General features: G+C 67.0%; 11 protein-coding genes and 2 pseudogenes. 7 read left to right on the top strand and 6 right to left on the bottom strand.

From position 1 onward, the window contains the following. Window positions 1-32 precede the first annotated feature (32 nt). Window positions 33-167: a hypothetical protein gene (locus CFW40_RS37645; protein WP_256331101.1), complete on the top strand. Its 135-nt coding sequence runs from the start codon at window positions 33-35 to the stop codon at window positions 165-167. 297 nt (window positions 168-464) lie between these two features. Here CFW40_RS37645 and CFW40_RS00135 read toward each other — a convergent pair whose 3' ends face one another. After that, window positions 465-890 (bottom strand): hypothetical protein, encoded by a 426-nt coding sequence (locus CFW40_RS00135; RefSeq protein WP_088795801.1) that lies wholly within the window; start codon window positions 888-890, stop codon window positions 465-467. Window positions 891-1434: 544 nt separating this feature from the next. Here CFW40_RS00135 and CFW40_RS36510 point away from each other — a divergent pair. Beyond that, complete coding sequence (locus CFW40_RS36510; protein ID WP_143680869.1) at window positions 1435-1818, top strand: hypothetical protein; 384 nt, start codon at window positions 1435-1437, stop codon at window positions 1816-1818. Between the two features lie 64 nt (window positions 1819-1882). Next, window positions 1883-2250: pseudogene (locus CFW40_RS00140) on the top strand (transposase family protein); the annotation flags it as partial. A gap of 53 nt (window positions 2251-2303) precedes the next feature. On the opposite strand, the gene CFW40_RS00145 reads toward CFW40_RS00140, so the two are convergent. Further along, entirely contained in the window at window positions 2304-6095 is a 3792-nt protein-coding gene (locus tag CFW40_RS00145) for a helix-turn-helix domain-containing protein (protein ID WP_088795802.1), read from the bottom strand. A 325-nt stretch (window positions 6096-6420) separates the two neighbouring features. Here CFW40_RS00145 and CFW40_RS37650 point away from each other — a divergent pair, with 325 nt between their 5' ends. Continuing rightward, a complete protein-coding gene (locus CFW40_RS37650) occupies window positions 6421-6993 on the top strand; it encodes a hypothetical protein (RefSeq protein ID WP_256331693.1) in 573 nt (190 codons plus the stop codon). A 327-nt stretch (window positions 6994-7320) separates the two neighbouring features. Here the strand turns inward: CFW40_RS37650 and CFW40_RS00155 are convergent, their stop codons facing one another. The 3 genes from CFW40_RS00155 to CFW40_RS00160 all read right to left on the bottom strand — a co-directional run bounded on the left by CFW40_RS00155 (window position 7321) and on the right by CFW40_RS00160 (window position 12683). Next, window positions 7321-7827 carry a hypothetical protein gene (locus CFW40_RS00155; RefSeq protein WP_088795803.1) on the bottom strand — a complete coding sequence of 169 codons (507 nt, stop codon included), beginning with the start codon at window positions 7825-7827 and terminating at the stop codon, window positions 7321-7323. Between the two features lie 684 nt (window positions 7828-8511). Further along, window positions 8512-8667, bottom strand: coding sequence for a hypothetical protein (locus CFW40_RS36875; protein ID WP_176956632.1), 156 nt, complete (start codon window positions 8665-8667; stop codon window positions 8512-8514). A gap of 326 nt (window positions 8668-8993) precedes the next feature. Beyond that, the gene (locus tag CFW40_RS00160) at window positions 8994-12683 is read right to left on the bottom strand and encodes a helix-turn-helix domain-containing protein (RefSeq protein WP_095889136.1); all 3690 of its coding nucleotides are present in this window, start codon (window positions 12681-12683) and stop codon (window positions 8994-8996) included. Between the two features lie 262 nt (window positions 12684-12945). Between CFW40_RS00160 and CFW40_RS00165 the strand changes: the two genes are divergently transcribed. Next, entirely contained in the window at window positions 12946-13404 is a 459-nt protein-coding gene (locus CFW40_RS00165) for a DUF3592 domain-containing protein (RefSeq protein WP_256331692.1), read from the top strand. Between the two features lie 22 nt (window positions 13405-13426). Here the strand turns inward: CFW40_RS00165 and CFW40_RS00170 are convergent, their stop codons facing one another. Continuing rightward, entirely contained in the window at window positions 13427-14482 is a 1056-nt protein-coding gene (locus CFW40_RS00170) for a WD40 repeat domain-containing protein (RefSeq protein ID WP_093813893.1), read from the bottom strand. 688 nt (window positions 14483-15170) lie between these two features. On the opposite strand from CFW40_RS00170, the gene CFW40_RS00175 reads away from it, so the two are divergent. Together CFW40_RS00175 and CFW40_RS00180 are read left to right on the top strand one after the other, a co-directional pair. After that, window positions 15171-15764 (top strand): hypothetical protein, encoded by a 594-nt coding sequence (locus tag CFW40_RS00175; RefSeq protein WP_143034608.1) that lies wholly within the window; start codon window positions 15171-15173, stop codon window positions 15762-15764. A 1402-nt stretch (window positions 15765-17166) separates the two neighbouring features. Continuing rightward, window positions 17167-17726: pseudogene (locus tag CFW40_RS00180) on the top strand (IS5 family transposase); the annotation flags it as partial. Window positions 17727-17748 lie beyond the last annotated feature (22 nt).

Here is a 17748-nt window from a genome sequence, read left to right on the forward strand (position 1 = left end):
ACGGTGAGTTCCTGGACGTCGCGCTGAGCACAGTGCGCACCGAGGAACGCGAGGGGTACATCGAGCGCCGGGAGGCGTTCGCCGCACAGCACCGCGCCCGCCTGCAAGAGCTGCTGCGGGAGTACGGGCCGGCAGCAGGCCCGCCTCGCACGGCCGGTACGCGCTGATCGGACAGCCTGAGACCCTGGTCGTCCTGGAGCGGATGGAGACCAACCCGTTCGGTCTGCGCGGCCTGTGGGAGAAGGAGCTGGAGCTCATCCTGCTGGACGACCTCGAGTTCGCGTGGGGGCCGCGCATCCGCCTCAGCCGGTGACAGACCAGCGACGTGCGCCGCGACGGGTTTCGGCAACCGGCGGGCTGCGAGGCAGACCGCCGCATCATGAACAAACGATGTGGTGCCCGGGCGTGGTTCGCATCGTCCCCCGACGTGCGTCCCGCCGCCCGGGCGTCATCGCTGACGGTGGTCAGGACAGCTTGAATCCGCCCCACACGTCGCTGGCGTTGAAGTGGTGCTTGTCGCCGGCGCGCATGGAGAAGTACTTCTTCTGGCCCTTGCGACAGACCTTCTCAGACAGGTCAGTGTCGCGGAGCTTGCCGCCCTTGTACCACTTCACAATCGCCTGGGCGCAGATCTTGTCCTTGGACAGCTTCTCGATCCATCCCTTCACGACGTGCCCGGTCACCTGGGTAAACGTCACTTTCGCCACCTTGCGGCCCTGAGCATCCTTGGTCATCGTGTGGCCCTGCTTCACCGGGGAGTCTGCCGGCACAGCGGCAGCGGTAGTGGCGGGCGCGGCGGGGCTGGCTGTGGCGGCTGGGGCCGTCATGCCGGCCAGGCTTCCGACGCTGAGGGCCACGGTGGCTGCGGTGAGGGCGAGCTTGCGCTTCATGTGATCCGTCCTTGGGTTGTCACGTGTGCCGGCGCCAGGTCGACGTCGACAGCACTGAGTTCACCGGCCATGGAGTTGTTTGGCAGGCCCTGTGAGCTGGACTAATCAATCCAGCCGCGCCCCGACCGACACAGCAGGCGGCATTGCCCCAGTGGCGGGCCGGTGACGTCTGCCGACACTTCCGGTACTCCACATCACCCGGGCCGCGACCTGGCCCGGCCGCAGCCTCAATCGCGTCCGGGCCGCAGAGGTGCACAATGCCCGCAGTAGTTGGCTCTAACAGGCTCACTGCCGCCGGCGCCTCCTGGCGCTGGCCGGCTGTCCGTTGGCGCTCCACCAGCCATGGATGTCCCCCAGACCGGACAGTCCGGCTCCGGCAGGCCGGGGTCCACAGTCGCCTTCGCCCCTTCGGACACCAGCTCCACCTTGATTCGGGCCTCACGCGTCTGACGCGGGCCTGGACAACGGCATGGGCCGACCGGGAGCTTCACCCGGACGCCGGCCCCCTCCTAGCAGCCACCGGGTTCAGGCGGTCCCCTGGCCCATGCAGAATTCCACCGCCCTTGGCGACCAGTTCCAGGCGGCCTCCGCTCACACCGCCGCAACGCTCGATTCCGTACTCGGGCCGGGCCGTAGTCGCTCGGCCTCGCTAACCGACCTGCCGGACTGGTTCAAGACCATCGTGGCCGCGCTCTACCAGAACCAGGAACGCGGACGCCTTCCGGTCTGTGCGCATCTGGCGAGCCCGGCTCCAGCGGTGGTGTTCAGCGAGCAGCCCGACAGGCTCCGCTGCGGGCGATGCGCGTTCGAGGACGGCGCACAGCGCCGGTGCTCTCAGTGCGATGCCCCAGCCGGCCCGACTGCCGCCAGAGACGTGGTGCGGCATGAGTCGCTGCTGTTCTCCATCCATCACTGCCCGTCGCGCTAGCAGCACCAGGCCTCTCGGCCTCCTGACGAAGCCCGGCCGACTGGCCAACGCGCGCGCCGGACCGGTCGTCATCGATGCCGACACCCGAGCGGTCGTGATAGTCGGCCGCCCGTGCCTGGCAACCGCCACGACTGCCGAGGCTGGGAGGAATCCGGCGCCAAGGAGGCCGTCGGCCACACCGCAACCGTCGCCGACGGCGGCTACCTGGGCACCGGACTCGTCATTCCGCACCGCCGGACCAAGGGCAACGAACTCCCGACCTGGAAGGAGGAACACAACCGGTCGCACAAGCGAGTTCGCGCCCGCGTCGAGCACACCTTGGCCCGCATGAAGGGCTGGAAGATCCTTCGCGACTGCCGCCTGAAAGGCGATGGCATCCATTACGTCATGCTCGGCATCGCCCGCCTGCACAACCTCGTCCTCATCGGATGAATGAGTCCTGTCTGCCCGCCCCTCCACTCTCAAGATCACTTACGGGACAACCTTTAGCCGGGGTGGCGCTGACCGGCTGGTTTCAGCGGCGCGGGCACCGGGCCGAGCACGCCGCCGACGCCGCGGGGTATCGCCGCGTGACGGTGGACAGCGTGACCGAGCTGGTGCCGGGACAAGTCAGGGACAGGGCCTTTCTTGCGGTAGCGCGTGAAGCAATTCTCCCCAATGGTTCGCTTTGCTCTGCTGGCAGACGCGGGTGGCGATGTGGTCGGCGTTGAGGTCCCATAGTCGGATGCTGGGGCCGCCCAAGCTGATGAGGGTGCGGCTGTCGGGGTGAACTCCAGTGCCGGGAGAAAGGAATCCGGGTCGTCCAGGAGTGGTGCACGGTAGCTGGTGAGGGTGGCGGTGGTGCGGTGGGTGGCCGGATCCCACAGGCGGATGGTGCGGCCCGGCCCGCCTGTGGCCAGTGTGTTGCCGTCTGGGCTGAAGCGGACGGAGGTGATCCTTCCGCTGTTGTCGGTGAGGGTTGTCCGTGTGTGGTGGCTGGCGACATTCCACAGGCGGATGGTGCGGTCGTCGCCGGCTGAGGCGAGGGTTTTACCGTCCGGACTGAAATCGAGGGCGAAGAGGGTGTTGGTGTGGCCGGTGAGGATGGCTTTTCGTCGGCCGGTGGTGACGTCCCACAGTTGGATGGTGCGGTCGTCGCCGGCTGAGGCCAGGGTTTTACCGTCCGGACTGAATGCGATCGCTTGGACCGAATCAGGATGCCCGGTGAGCACGGAGATCGTGTGTCGGGTGGCCAAGTTCCACAGGCGAACGGTGTGGTCGTATCCGGCTGCGGCCAGGGTGTGGCCGTCCGGGGAGATTTCGAGGCCGGTGACGGTGGTGTTATGGCTGTCAAGCGTGGCCAGGAGCCGGCCGGTGGGATAGCTCCACAGCATCGTCTTGGAGCTGGTGGCTGTGGCGAGGACTCGGCCGTCAGGGGTGAAGGCTTCGGCTTGCACGTAATCGGGTGTGCGGAAGTCGCTGATATAGCGCTGGCGGGCGGTATCCCAGGAGGTGATCTTTCCGTAGCCGGCTGCTGCTACGACGTTGCTGTCGGGGCGCAATGCGATGGCGAAGAAGTTTCGCTGGGCAGAGAAGAAGCCGGAGGAGGAAACCTCATGTGTACGCAGGTCCCACAGACCTGCGTGACGCGAGGTGGCGACGACTGCGACAGTGCGGCCGTCCGGCCGCCATGCCACCGCACGGGCCGGAGTCTCGCCCAGGGTTGCGGTCTTGTGTCCGGTTCTCGTGTCCCACACCGAAATTCCGCCCACTCCCACTGGGCTGGCTGTGACTAGGTGCCTGCTATCGGGAGCGAAGGCAAGTGCTGGTGCAGCACTGTCGTACACGGACAGGGTCTTCTTCAGTCTGTTGCCGGAGGCTGTCCACAGTTTGGCGCTTCCGTCGTTGCCGGCAGTGGCGAGGGTGTGTCCGTCAGGGCTGAACACCACGGTGTCCACGGCGTCGGTATGCCCCGTCACAGTGGCGGTCCACCGGTGGGTTTTGACGTTCCAGAGCCTGGTCCTACCGTCGTCCCCGCCCATCGCGAGGGTGTGTCCGTCAGGGCTGAAGGCCACTGCGTTGATCGCCCCGCTGAGCCCGGTGATCGTATGCTCCGGCTTATGTGAGGACGTGTTCCACAGGCGGACTGTTCGGTCGGCACCAGCTGTGGCGAGGGTATGGCCGTCGCGGCTGAACGCCACACCGTTGACCGCTCCCTTATGGCCGGTGAGGACAGCTTTGGCGCGATGCGTGGTGAGGCCCCAAAGACGTACCGTGCTGTCGTCGGCGGCAGTAGCCAGGGTACGACTGTCAGGTGCAATGGCTATCGCATTGACGCCGGCGACGTGACCCACAAGGGTCGCAAGCAGACGATGGCCGGCGGAATCCCAGAGTTTGACGGTGTGGTCGTCGCTGGCGGTGACCAGAGTGCGGCCGTCGGGGGCGAAGGCCAGAGTGGTCAGGTCACGGGTGTGGCCGCCGAGGCGGTTGGCGCGGTACTCGGCGTACGAACTGATCAGCGCGGAGCGGGCCTCGACGGTGTGAGCGTGATGGTAGCCCGCCAGCGCTGTCAGCAGCGCCGCCTCCGGCTGGTCAGTTGCCGCATCCGCTGCCTGGCCCGCCAGTTCACGGGATCGTGCCGACTGACGAAGCTCGTTGGACGTGACGGCCCGTTGCACGGCAACGGTGCCTGCAACGAGGGCAAGAACGCATAACACGGCCACGGCTGCGGCGACTCGGCGAGAGCGGCGTGCCGCGCGTGCTGCGTGTGCGCGTTCCGTCTCCCGGGCGGCGAGACCCGCGTCGAGGAATGCGGATTCGAGTGCATTGAGTGCGTTGCGGTCCTCGCCGGTGAAGGTCTCTTCTGCCCAGGTGAGTCGACTGCCGCGGTAAAGGGTTGTGGGGTCGCGATCGAGTTCCTGCCAGCCGGCGGCGTCGCGGGTGAGCTGGCGGTGCAGGCGGATGCGGTCGCGCTCGTCGTTGATCCAGCTGTGGAGCCGAGGCCAGGCGGTGATCAGTGCTTCGTGTGTGAGGCGGACGTGGCCGTCGTCGAGGGTGAGCAGCCGGCTGTGGGCAAGGCGGTTGAGAACCGCATCGGTCTCGGTTTGCGCTTCTTCGGTGCAGGGGTCGGTGGTAGCGAATTCGGTGCGGGCGGTGGGACGGTGGGTGTCCTGGGTGCCGTTTCCCGGCGCGATGAGGCGCAGCAGGATGTGGCGGGCGAGGGCGGCCTGGTCTGGGGTGAGCTGTTGGTAGGTGTCTTCGGCAGTGCGGGCGATGGAGCCGTGCAGTCCGCCGGCGCCTTCATATGCCTGGGGGGTCAGCGTTCGTCCTCGGCGGCGGCGCCAGGTTTCCATCAGTGCATGGGACATCAGCGGCAGGGCGCCGGGTTCGTCTCCGACGTCCTCGATGATGCGGGCGGTCAGGTCCCGTTCGACGATCAGCCCACGGGCCACGGCCGGCCTCACGATGGCCGCGCGTAGCTGATCCTTGTCCATGGGGCCGACCAGCACCACGGTGTCCTTGAGCGCAGCCGCCAGGTTCCGGTGGGCGGCACAGTGGCCGAAGAAGTCGGCCCGTACAGCTAAGACCACGCGCAGTCGGCTGCTCTCGTCGCGCGCGGCCAGCAGTCGCTCCAGGAATGCCTCGCGTTCCGCATCGTCGCTGCAGACGGTGAACAGCTCTTCGAACTGGTCCACCAGCAGCCAGGTTTCCCCGGGCCCGGCGGCAGGTTCCAGACGTTGGCCGTGCGCCATGGGATGTGCGCCGGGGGTGAGGATGCGCACAGCAGCCGGGGCCTGGCGGGCGGCACTGTCGGTGTGGCGCAGGCCGGGGACGAGCCCGGCGCGCAGCAGTGAGGACTTACCGCTGCCGGAGGCCCCCACCAACGCGGTGACGCGGTGCCGGCAGGCGGTGCCGGCCAGTTGCGCCGTCATCGCGTCGCGGCCGAAGAACAGGTCCGCGTCCCCGGGTTCGAAGCGGGACAGCCCCCGGTAGGGCGGATCGGTGTCGTCCTCCGGCGAGCGGGGCTGCTGTGATACCGCCTTGTCGGTCCCTGTCCAGCGGCGTCGCCACTCCTCCTCGTCACCGCCGCAGGCCCGCACGTAGGCCAGGACTACCGGCAGGGTCGGCAGACGTTCGCCGGCGGCCGCCTGCGACAGCGTTGCCGCGGAGTAGCCCGCGCGCCGGGCCATGCCCCGGTAGGCCGGCGCACCCGCCTCCTCCCGGAGCTTGCGTAACTCATAGGCGAAACGCTGGACGGGCCCGTCCTGCGGATCGATCGGATTCTCCGGACGCCCCACTCGGCTCCCCCAAAGATCTTCTGTGCTTGCTCGTCAGCCTAGGAACCGCACCACCAGGCCACAACGGCACCGAGACCAAGCACAGCCCTGGGCTAATTGATTAGCGCAGCTCAGAGGGGCTGCCAAACAACTCCACGACGGGTGAACTTGCCGATGCGGTAGAACTGACCGTGAGTACGAGTTTCGGTGCGCCAAGTGACCGGGGAACAGGCCAGATTGGGCAGACCCAGGCGAACATCAGCAGGTGCCGGCACTGGGTTCGTGCTGCGCCTGCTTCGCGAGTCGATCCCGCGCGCGCAGGCCGCCCCTGGCGGAGGACCTGGGCGTGGAGCTGGACACGCTGCAGGGCTGGGAGTCCGGGCGGCGGCCACTGGCGAACATGCGTGCCGGGGCGTTGCTGGAGCTGCGTCGACGGCTTCCCGCACTGGGTGCGGACACGGGCCTGGTGCAGTGGCTGGACGCGGCGATGGACGCGGACCGGATCATCGCGGCCGGGCTCACTGGCGACGTCGGCGGGCCGCATCCGCTGGCGGGGTGGGTGCAGTGCTTGGTGCAGGCCGTCGAGTACCGGCAGCAAAGCTACGGCCTTACCCAGAACTGGGTCGACACCAGCCTCGCCTCGCTCAAGACACCGTCCGTGAAGGCCCTCGCCGACGCCGCGCTGAGCATGGACTCGCTCCAGTGGCAGCACAACTTCCTGCCCTGCCCGGCACCGTCCCCGGCGCTCCGGCCGGGCGGGACGGTGCCGATCCCCGGCTTCCGACCTGTGCTGTGCTCCCGGCGCCCGGCCCTGGCCCCTCGTCGGCTCCCTGGCCGAGGCCGTGAGAGAAAAACCATGGCACCCCTCGTTCAGGCTCACCGGGTCAGAAGGGGAACGCATCATGGTGGAACAGGGTGAGGTTCGCGGTGGCTACGGCAAGGACCAGAGCTGAGTTGCGGATGCTGGCGCCTGCTCGTGGCAGCTTGGCGGCCATGGAGTGCAGGATGCCTCCGAGGAAGGGCAGCCATGCCCCGAAGTAGATCCACCACCCCCATCGCTCGGATGACGCCCCGTCAATGAAACCGGTAAGGACAAGGGATGCTCCGACGAGCACAGCGGATGACATCCACCAAATGTCACTGGCGTGCGAGGTTTCCCTCTGGTTTAGATATGTCACGATTGGTCCTCCTCTATTTGGATCGGCCCCCGGCGCGGATGCGCCGGGGGCCGAAATCACCGGAATGATCAGTGGCCGGAGAGGAACTTAATGAGCTGCCAGACGAACTGTCCGTTGCCGAGCGCCATGACAGTCTTCCAGGCCCACTTGGTCGGGCTCCAGTTGGACATTTCGCTCACCTTCTTCTTCAGGTAAGCGACTCCCTTGTTCTTACCCATCTTGTAGGCACTCTTGGCCTTCGCCACGCCCCACCTATAGGCGCCAGGCACCTTCTTGAGTAGCTTCACGGCCTTGGCGATGAGACCGCCCACACCCTTGGTGCTGACATCGGCCGCTCGGAGCTTGTGCACGTCGGCGGTGGTCAGCTTCCCCGTCGTCTGAGCCTGGGTTGACAGCGTGGAGAGCACCGCGATGCTGGACGGCGTCACGACGGTCCGTCCGGTCGTCTGCACCGCGGCGGTGCGGGCTGGAGCCTGGTTGGTGGCCGCCTGTGCGGCCGGAGCGGCCACGCCGATGGCGAGAGCTGCAACTACGCCTGCCACGGTGCATGCAGTGGCGTTCTTGTTGATGCGCATGGTGGTTCCCTTCAGCTAGTGGTCTTGATGGCGACGAACCGCTCGGTGCCCGGTGTGGGTGGCGGCCCGACAACTTCGAGTTCACCGGCCGGCAAGTTGTTTGGCACCCCTGCTGAGCTGGACTAATCAATCGGCCGAGATCCACTGGTGCGGGCAGGGACCACTACTGCCTCTGTGCGGGGTGCCTAGCGACCGAGGGGAGGCTTCATGGGCGTCCGGAGAATCCGATCGACCCGCAGGCCGGGCCCGTGCAGCACTTCGCGTTCGGATCGCGCAAGCCTCGCGAGGAGGCCGGCGCACCGGGCAGCCGGGCGATGACACGGCGTGCGGGGGATTCGGCGGCGACGTTGTCTCAGGCTGCGGCGGGCGTGAGCGGTTGCCAACGCTGCCGGTCCTGATGGCGTTCGTGGAGGTATGCCGCGGCGGTGCGGCGTACTGGCAGAGCCTGTGGGAGCAGGTGAACGATGAACTGGCCCAGCAGCCCCGTGCGGATGACGACGCGGATCCGCCACGGCAGTTCCGGCGTCGGCGTGACGGGCGCAGGTGCCGGTGCGGGTGTAACCGGTCTTGCCCACGTCAACGGCCGCGCCGGCTTCGGTGCGGGAGCCGCCCGGTCCGGACCCAATCCGCTTTGCCATGCCATGTCCGCCACCAAGAGTGTCGGCAGACCGTAGGTCCCGGCTATCACCGGCGGTGAAGCAGTTCCACCTTGTCCTGGTGGTCGAGGCGGCCGAGCTGGTGCAGGCCGGTCTTCTGCTGGATTTCCGGCCAGGTGGTGGTGCGTGGCTCACGGGCCGCCTTCTTCAGCGCACCGCGGACGGGCAGGGCGAAATTCTCCACCTTCTCGACGCGGGCCTGGTGGATGTGGCGTTCCCTTGCCTCGGTCCGTTCGCGCTCCTGGGCTTCACGCCGTGCGGCCCGCTGGCGCTGCTGGGCTGCGTGCTTCTCGGCCCTCTCACACTCTCGGGCCGCTACCTTCTGCTCTTGAACACATCGGGCGTGAGCCTCAACGACAGCGACGGCACAATCCGGCCTCCGGCCGCACCCAGGTCAGACACCAGGCAACCACCGCACCCAGCATTCAGGACGCGCCCGTCACCTTCTCAGAAAACTCTCAACGCCCCAGGCCGTGGTTCTCCGCGCCGTGTGGGAGGACGAGCCGATTTTCAGGAACGGCACACGTCGTGCGGAATTCGGCCCGGTAGGTAAAATGAGGTCTCCGCGGGGGTGAGCTCTCGGTTGACGGCAAGGCATAACTTGTTGACTGCGTCGGCCAGGTGGGGCAGATACACGTCCCACAACCGCACTCCCCCGGTGTCGTCGCCGCTGGCCAGGGTGCGGCCATCAGGGCTGAAGAGCACCATCCCCACTCGGCCGGTGTGGCCAGGCAGAATGGCACGCCTCCTACCAGTCTTCACATCCCATAGACGCACCGTCCCGTCATAACTGCCGATGGCGAGGGTCTGTCCGTCAGGGCTGAACGCCACCGACGCCACCGGGGTGAGGGGACCGGTCAGGGTGACCGAGCGCCTTGCGGCCGTCAAGTCCCACAGCCGCACTCTTTCCGTGCCGTCGCCACTGGCCAGGGTGCGGCCGTCGGGACTGAACGCCACCGGACGCACACCGTTGATGGATCCAGGCTGGGTGACACGGGTCCGGGTAGTGCCCGTCTTCACGTCCCAGAGGAACATCGTCCCCTCATAGCTGTTGCTGGCCACCGTGCGTCCGTCGGGGCTGAACACCAAAGAACCCACGGGATCGGGGGGCCGGGCCGAAGTGGCGTGGACCGTGCCTGCGGTGACTTCCCAGGCGTGCACCGAGCCTGAACCGCTTTCGCCGGCCAGGGTGCGGCCGTCGGGGCTGAACACCAGTTTGTCGAGATGGTTTGCGTCGGAGAAAGCTAGGACTCTCACCCGGCGGGTTGCTGCATCCCACAGCCATGCCCTCCCCTCCTCGTCACTGCCGCCGGCCAGAGCGCGCCCGCTGGGACTGAACGCCACCGCCTTTACCGTGGTGTTTCGACTGAACCCGATACGGCCTTTGCCGCTGGCCACGTCCCACAATCGCATTGTGCCGTCGTCACTGCCGCTGGCCAGTGTGCTACCTGTGCGGCTAAACGCGAGCGATTTCACAGCCCCCGTGTGGCCGGTCAGTGTGGCGCGGGTTCTTCCGCTTGCCACGTCCCACAGCCGCAGCGCCCCGTCTTCGCCACCGATGCTGGCCAGCGTCCGCCTGTCGGGGCTGAACGCTACTGCCTGCACATCGCTGGTGTGCCCGGTCAGGGTGGTCAGGGTCTTGCCTGTTGCGGTGTCCCAGAGCCGCACATTTCCGTCTTCGCCGCCGCTGGCCAAGGTGCGGCCGTCGGGACTGAACGCCACTGAGTTCACTTCATCGGCGTGCGAGCGCAATGAGGCGCGGACTCTGCCCATAGCCACATCCCACAGCCGCAGCCTTCCCCCGTCTCCGCCGGTTGCCAGGGTGCGTCCGTCGGGGCTGAAGGCCACCGATCTGGTAGCGCCACTGCCTGTCAGTGTGGTGCGGGTTTTGCCAGTGGTGACGTCCCACAGCCGTACCTTCATGCCCTTTCCGCCGCTGCCGGCCAGGGTGCGGCCGTCGGGACTGAACACCACCGACTTCACTTCATCGGCGTGCGAGCGCAAGGAGGCGCGGAGTCTCCCCGTAGCCACATCCCACAGCCGTACCTTCACGCCCCTTCCGCCGCTGCCGGCCAGGGTGCGGCCGTCGGGACTGAACACCACCGACTTCACGTAATCAACCTGGGGGGAGCGCAAGGAACTGCGGACTTTGCCGGTGGTCACGTCCCAGAGCTGTACCCCGCCGTTGTCTTCCCCGCTGGCCAGGGTGCGGCCATCGGGACTGAACGCAACCGATTCAGCACCGCTGTTGTCCGTCAGTGTGGTGCGGGTCTTTCCCGTGCTCACATCCCACAGCCGAATTCCCCCAGCTCCGTCGACGCTTGCCAGGGTGCGGCCATCGGGGCTGAACGCCATCGACAGAGCGCCGTAGGTGTGCGTCAGTCGGTGCCGGAGTGGAAGGCCGGCGGCCGCCAGGACACCGGCGGCCGCTTCCTTCGTATGGGCAGCCCGATAAGCGTGGACTGCCAGGAGCGAGGCCAGATCAGGGTTGTCATCGGCCAGAGCGGCCGACTGCGCGGCGAGCTGCCGTGACAGGGAGATCTGCTGTGCGGCCAATACGTTGCGCCGCTCCTGTTCGCTGGTCCGGTACTGGTCCCAGGCGGCAGTTCCTGCGACGAGCGCGAGGACGAGCAGGACGGACAGTGCGGCAGTGAACTGGCGCAGGCGTCGCGTGGTGCGGGTGGCGGCCTGCTGTTCATGGTCGCGGGCGGTGCCGCTGGCGGCGAAAAAGTCCTGCTCCAGCGTGGTGAGGTCGCTGGTGGTCAAGGCTTCTTCGGCTGCTGTCAGCCGGATACCCCTATATAGGGCCCCTGGGTCCCGACCGAGCTCATCCCAGGCGTGGGCGGCGTCGGTGAGCCTTCGGTGCACCCGTAGGCGCTCGCGGTCGTCTTCGATCCACCCTCGCAGTCTCGGCCAGGCGCCGATGAGGGCTTCGTGCGCAAGGTCGATGGTGTCGCCGTCGAGGGTGATCAGCCGGGCGGAGACCAGACGCTCCAGCACCGCGGCGGTGTCAGCCGGATCGCCGGCGCCCAGTTCGGAGCGGTCGATGGGCCTGCGGGTGTCCTGGGCACCTTCTCCTGGGGTGATCAGACGGAGCAGCGTGCGGCGGGCGATGGCGGCCTGGGCGGGTGGCAGTTGGGTGTAGGTGGCCTCGGCGGTGTGGGCGATGGCGCCGTGCAGTCCGTTGGTTGCGTTGTAGGCGGCCTCGGTGAGCGTCTTGCCCCTGCGGCGGCGCCAGGTCTCCAGCAAGGCGTGGGACATCAGGGGAAGGCCGCCGGGTTCGCCGTCGATCTCTTCGATGATGCGGGTGGTCAGGCCCCGCTCGACGATCAGGCCACGCGCCGCGGCGGGCTTGATGATGGCCTCTCTGAGTTCGTCGGGGCCCATGGGTGCGACCGGCATGCCGGCGTCTCGCAGCACGGTGGTCAGCCCCTCGTGCTCCAGGCATCGGCCGTAGAAGTCAGCCCGCACCGCGATCAGCACGCGTAATCGACTGTCCGGGTCGTGGGCCGTCAGGAGCTGGTCGATAAAGGCCGTTCGCTCCGCCGGATCCCGGCAGAGGGTGTAGAGCTCCTCGAACTGATCGACGATCAGCCAGGTATCCGCCCTCTCGCCGTTGGTGTCCTTGGCCCGCAGGAGGCGGTGGTGGGTGTGTAGTGGATGGGCGCCCGGGGTGACGATACGCAGGGCAGCAGGTCGAAGGCCGGCGTCGTCGGTGTGGCGCAGGCGGGGGATGACACCCGCGCGTAAGACGGACGACTTGCCGCTGCCCGAAGCTCCGACAAGTGCGGTGACACGGTTTTGGCGGGCCAGCTGGAGGAGGTCGCAGATGAGCTGGTCGCGGCCGAAGAACAACTCCGCATCTGCAGGCTCGAAACGCGACATTCCTCTGTACGGCGACTCGGTGTCGTCTTCTTGCGGGCGTGGCAGGCGGGCAAGTTCGTCGTCGGTCTGTTTCCAGCGATACCGCCACTCCTCGCCATCGCCACCGCAGGCGCGTACGTAGGCCAGGACTACCGGCAGGGTCGGCAGGCGTTCGCCGGCGGCGGCCTGTGACAGCGTTGCTGCGGAGTAGCCCGCGTGCCGGGCCATGGCTCGGTAGGCCGGTGCCCCCGCCTCCTCGCGCAGCTTGCGTAACTCGTATGCGAAGCGCTGGACGGGTCCGTCCTGCGGATCGATCGGATTCTCCGGACGCCCCACTCGACTCCCCCAAGGTCTTCGGCACTTGCCCGTCAGCCTAGGAACCGCACCACCGGGCCACAACGGCGTCGAGACCAAGCGCAGGCCCTGGGCTAATTGATTAGTGCAGCTCAGGTGGGGTGTCAAACAACTCCACGGCGGGTGAACTCGATGTTGTCGGGCCGCTCCTGCTGGCAGCCGCCCGCCACTTCCTCAAACACCAAGACCTCACACACCACCAGCACCACCAGCCCGACCAATAACCACCCGAAGGAGTTCCTCCGTGGAGATTGAAGTTCAGATGAATGGGCGGGCTTCCCGCCGGTGGATCGCGGTCGCGCTGATCGCGCTCGGGGCGGTGTTCCTGGTCCTCGGGCTGGTCCTGGCGGGGGTGTCGGCCTCGTTCCTGTCGGATGCGAAGCGGACCCGGGGCTCAGTGGTGGCACTGGAGTGGCGCGAGGACGACCACGGAGAGGACCACACGCCCGTGGCGTACCCGGTGGTCGAGTTCACGTCGGCGGACGGCATGCCCAGGAGATTCCGGAGCTCGACGGGTTCCAATCCGCCCTCGTACGAGAAGGGTGACCGGGTCGAGGTGCTCTACCGCGCCGGTGCCCCCGAGGATGCGCGGCTCAACGGGTTCGCCTCGCTGTGGCTGCTGCCGTTGATCTTTGGTGGGACCGGGTTGGCGATGTCGGTGGGCGGGACGGCCCTTGCCATGGCAAGGCGGTGGCGTTCCTAGCCGATGGCGAACACCACGCCGATCACCCCCACGCGAGCAGGGAACATTCGCTCAGGTCCCCTCCTCCCCTGCAGGCCAGAGCGTGCGATGAGACGGAGAGCGATATCCCGCTCGTGAGGGCATCAGGGACAGGCTGTTCAGCAGGTCGTGCGGTAGTCAACGTCGGGCAGAAAGGTCCGCCATTCCGAAGGGGGGAGGGGCCGCCGTTGCCGCGATGGCAGAGGGTACTGGCGGCGTGGTCCGGAGCGGTGTCGTAGGTCTGCACAGGAGTGCGGCGGCCGACTGTGCGCAGGGCTTCGCTGTCCGGGGTGAAGGCCAAGGCGAGGACCGGGGCGCCGGGGGTGGTCGGCAGCGGGCCGCCCAAGGGGTGGTGGGAGGCGGCATCCCACAGTCGGACGGCGCCGTGATCCCCGGCGGTGCCCAGGGTCTTGGCGTCGGGGGAGTAGGCGAGTGAGGTCACTGCTTCCCGTTGGCCGGCCGGTGTCTCGTTGCCGCTGGCGGGCAGCTGGCCCAGTTGGCGGCGGGCTTGGCCGTCCCACAGTGTGGCCCGGCCGGCCGTGTCTCCGGCGGCCAGGAAGCGGCCGTCGGCGCTGAAGGCGACCGCCATCGTGCTCTCACCTGTTACGGGGCGCGCCAGGGTCCGATGGGTGCGCAGGTCGACGAGGTGGGCGCGGTCCCACCCTCCGGCCTGGGTGGTCAGTGTTCGTCCTCGCCGTCGGCGCCAGGTCTCCATGAGAGCGTGAGACATCAGTGGCAGGGAGCCGGGTTCGTCCGCGACGTCCTCGATGATGCGGGCAGCCAGGTCGCGTTCGACGATCAGCCCGCGGGCCGCAGCCGGACGCGCGATGGCCGACCGTAGCTGATCTTTATCCAGGGGGCTGACCAGCAGTGCGGTGTCTTTGAGAGCAGCTGCCAGCTCTCTGTGGCCGGCACAGTGGCCGAAGAAGTCTGCCCGGCCAGCCAGGATCACGCGCAGTCGGCTGTCGTCGTCACACGCGCCCAGCAGTCGCTCCAGGAAGACGGTTCGTTCCATGCTGTTGGTACAGAGGGTAAACAATTCCTCGAACTGGTCGACCAACAGCCAGGTCTCTCCAGGACCGGGAGCCGGCTCCAGACGTTCAAGGTGTTTGCAAGGCGGATCGACGTCGTCCTCTTGCGGGCGTGGCCGCCGGGTGAGCTCCTCATTGGCCTGCTCTCAGCGGTCCCGCCACTCCGCGGTATTTCCGCGGCACGCCCCTACGTAGGCCAGGAGCACCGGCAGAGTGGGAGGCGTTCCCCCGCGGCTGCCTGCGACAGCGTCGCCGCGGAGTACCCCGCGTGCCGAGCCATGGCCCGGTAGGCCGGCGCACCCGCCTCGTCTCGGAGCTCACGCAACGCATAGGCGAAACGCTGGACCGGACCATCCTGCGGATCGATCGGATTCTCCGGGCGCCCCACTGGCCGCTCCCCCTTCAACTCCCCCTGTATTCCCCACCAGCCTAAGGGCCAGGTCGTCAGGGCCACAACGGCATCCCATGACGACGGGGACCGCAACGCGAATTGATTAGTGCAGTTCAGAGGGGCTGCCAAACAACTCTGCGGCGGGTGGACTCGGTCTCGCCGCCCCGCCCACCACGGGGGAGTGGACCGGGCGGGCACGAGGGCCGGCAGCTCTCCTCGAAGCCGAAGTGCACGGGCGATGGACGGGTGCCGGAACGGCACTGGGTGCTTGGGCGCCGAGCAGTTGCCTGCTGCCGCCCGCACCCACGACACAGAAGAGGACAACGATGACAAGGAAGATGGCCGCGACGATGGCCGGAGCAGGGGTAGTCGCGTCATTGCTGGTTGCTGTGCCGGCGACTACTGCGAGTGCGGGGCCCCTGATCTGCGATCCGGGGAGCACCGCGGTGAGGTGGGACTACACCAAGAAGCCCTGGAAGATCACGCATGAAACATCGAAGGAGAACTACAGCGGAGGCGAACTGCGTCGCACGGTCACTGTCGAGCGCATTCGACGGCTCCAAGCCCGTGCCGAGTTGCACACCGGGGTTGAAGTCGAGTCGGGCCTGGCGACCAAGATCTTCGCAAGCCTCAAGGGGAAGCTGGACTTGACCCTCGCGGGCGAGGGCGAGTGGACGAAGAAGGCAAGCGAAAAGGTCGAGTGGAGGATGAAGAAGCAGGGACGCTACGTGTTCTATGCGGGCCGTAGGCAGGCATCGGGGTACTGGCAGGTGTATCGCTGCGACGGTGGCACGAAGTGGGTCGCAGGGAAGTACGGGTTCGCCAAGAGCTTCTCGCTGAATACCGAAGGCGCTGTGTGGTGCAAGGCACGGCCCAGCAGGAAGAGCCTCGCCTACGTCGTCAAGAAGCATTACTGCTGAACGGATAGGACCGGCGTCTCGCTCTGACCTGCCTCACGGTCGATTTTGAAGAGACTGCGGATACCGCGCGAGGTCGGCAAACCGCATCACTTGAGTGTGGCTGGTCATCAGGCAGCGAAAGCGCCAGGAGCGGTGCTCGTGTCTGGAGAGCTCAACTCTCACGGACATTGCCGCCTACGTCCTTTCTCGCATCAAGGATCACGGTCCGGCCTGTGCATCCGAAGGACGTCTGTCCGATGCCTGCGCTAGTTCTCCATCACACGAAGAAGGAAACAGGAAACGGCTTTGAAACCAACGAAGCAAAGATCAGCCCGTGCTGCCCTGGCCTTGGCTGCGAGCGCCCTGCTTGCAGGACTCCCAGGGAACACCGCAGCAGCTCAGACTCTCTCCACGCCGAGCCCGGAAGCTCACGTGGCCGCCGGCGCGCAGGTGAAGCTGTGGCAGCCGAAGTGGGAAGCGTACAAAAACCATGGTAAGCGGTACATCGCCGCGACAGTCAGATATGAGACGTCTCGACGGTCGAATGTGCGAAAGATCTGTGTGTCCATTTCAAAGGACAAGGTATTCAGCGGTGACGAGCGCGTCGTCCACGACTGCTTTCCGGTAAGCAGTCGGGAGGCAGGCGAACTCTACTCGCGGCCGGCTGGCTGTGACCCCTTCGCAGTCCGCTACGGCGTATGGGTAGAGGCGTTCGACAAGCGCAATAGGACGGTGGACTACCGGACTACTGCGCCCCACACCCCCTGCTGACGGCAGGCCAGGGACGACACCCCGTAGCCGACGGCAAGGAAGTTGCCGTCCGTCAGGTGCGGCTGGGCTTCCTGGGTTGACCAGGATTGTCTTGGGGAGGGCCGCACATTCTCCGTACCATCCGTGCCCGAAACGGAGAGACCCTGCACGGTACGGACCTGGAGATAGTCAACGTACGCGGGGCCCAACAGAAATGTTGGGCCCCGCGTATTTCTGTGGCAGTCAGTCCTTAAAGGCGTCCTTGCCCTTTTCCTTGGCGCTGCGATGGGCGCTCTCGGCCCACATCCAAGGCCGCCGCCGACGCCACCTATGCCATGCGCGGCGCCGCTGACCACGCCGTCCTCCACACCACCCGCGCACGCGCCAACTCTGCCGCCGACGAGCTGGTCGCTGCGACCGGCGAACTCCTGGCAGCCGCATAGCCCACATCGACGCGTCATCGGGAGACCCGAATGTTCCAGCAAGGGACGATCGTTCAGTGCATCGTCGCGAGCGAGCACTGGGGCGCCTACGCCTTGGCCTCTTTCCGGCGCCGCCCGAGCGTTCGTCGGGCGGCGCCGGGCGCGGGGTCAGGGGCGGCCGGTGACGTACTCGACGGGGAGGTCTACCTGGAACGGGGCGCCGATGACGCGACGGGCGTTGTCGGCGGCGTTTTTGGGCAGTGCTGCACCGGCTTGATGATGCCGGCCTCCTCGACGTCACCCGTGTCGTCCTCGACACCGCCCACGTCAGGGCAAAAAAGGGGGCGAACACACAGGTCCGAGCCCCGTGGACCGGGGAAAGCCGGGTTCCAAGATGCACATCCTGTCGGACGCGAACGGACTGCCTCTCCTCGTCGGCGTCTCAGCCGGCAACACCCACGACAGCGAGGGGCTGAAGCCCATGATCGAGGGTCACCAAACGAGACACGACCCTCATCGAGGTCGGTACTTCAAGCCCCAGCGCCTACACGCGGACAAAGCCTACGACCGCCCGGACCTGCGGAAATGGTTATGTGGCAAGCGCATTGGAGTCCGGATCGCACGCAAAGGCATAGAGTCCAGCGAACGGCTGGGCCGCCGCCGGTGGGTGATCGAAAGGACGATGTCATGGCTGTCCGGCTACCGCCGCCTCAGCCCCCGCTACGAACGCAACCCCCGTAACTACCTGGCATTTCTCGGCTTGGCTGCCGCCTTGTGCTGCTACAAACGACTCGTCCGCCTCACCACGTAGGACATGGTCTAAGGCTCAGTAG

The sequence above is a fragment of the Streptomyces sp. 2114.4 genome (assembly GCF_900187385.1).
Lineage (GTDB): Bacteria > Actinomycetota > Actinomycetes > Streptomycetales > Streptomycetaceae > Streptomyces > Streptomyces mooreae.

Coding starts and splice junctions, on each gene's coding strand:
- CFW40_RS00175 (WP_143034608.1), top strand. CDS start 15,171: ATGACAAGGAAGATGGCCGCGACGATGGCCGGAGCAGGGGTAGTCGCG.
- CFW40_RS00135 (WP_088795801.1), bottom strand. CDS start 890: ATGAAGCGCAAGCTCGCCCTCACCGCAGCCACCGTGGCCCTCAGCGTC.
- CFW40_RS36510 (WP_143680869.1), top strand. CDS start 1,435: ATGCAGAATTCCACCGCCCTTGGCGACCAGTTCCAGGCGGCCTCCGCT.
- CFW40_RS00155 (WP_088795803.1), bottom strand. CDS start 7,827: ATGCGCATCAACAAGAACGCCACTGCATGCACCGTGGCAGGCGTAGTT.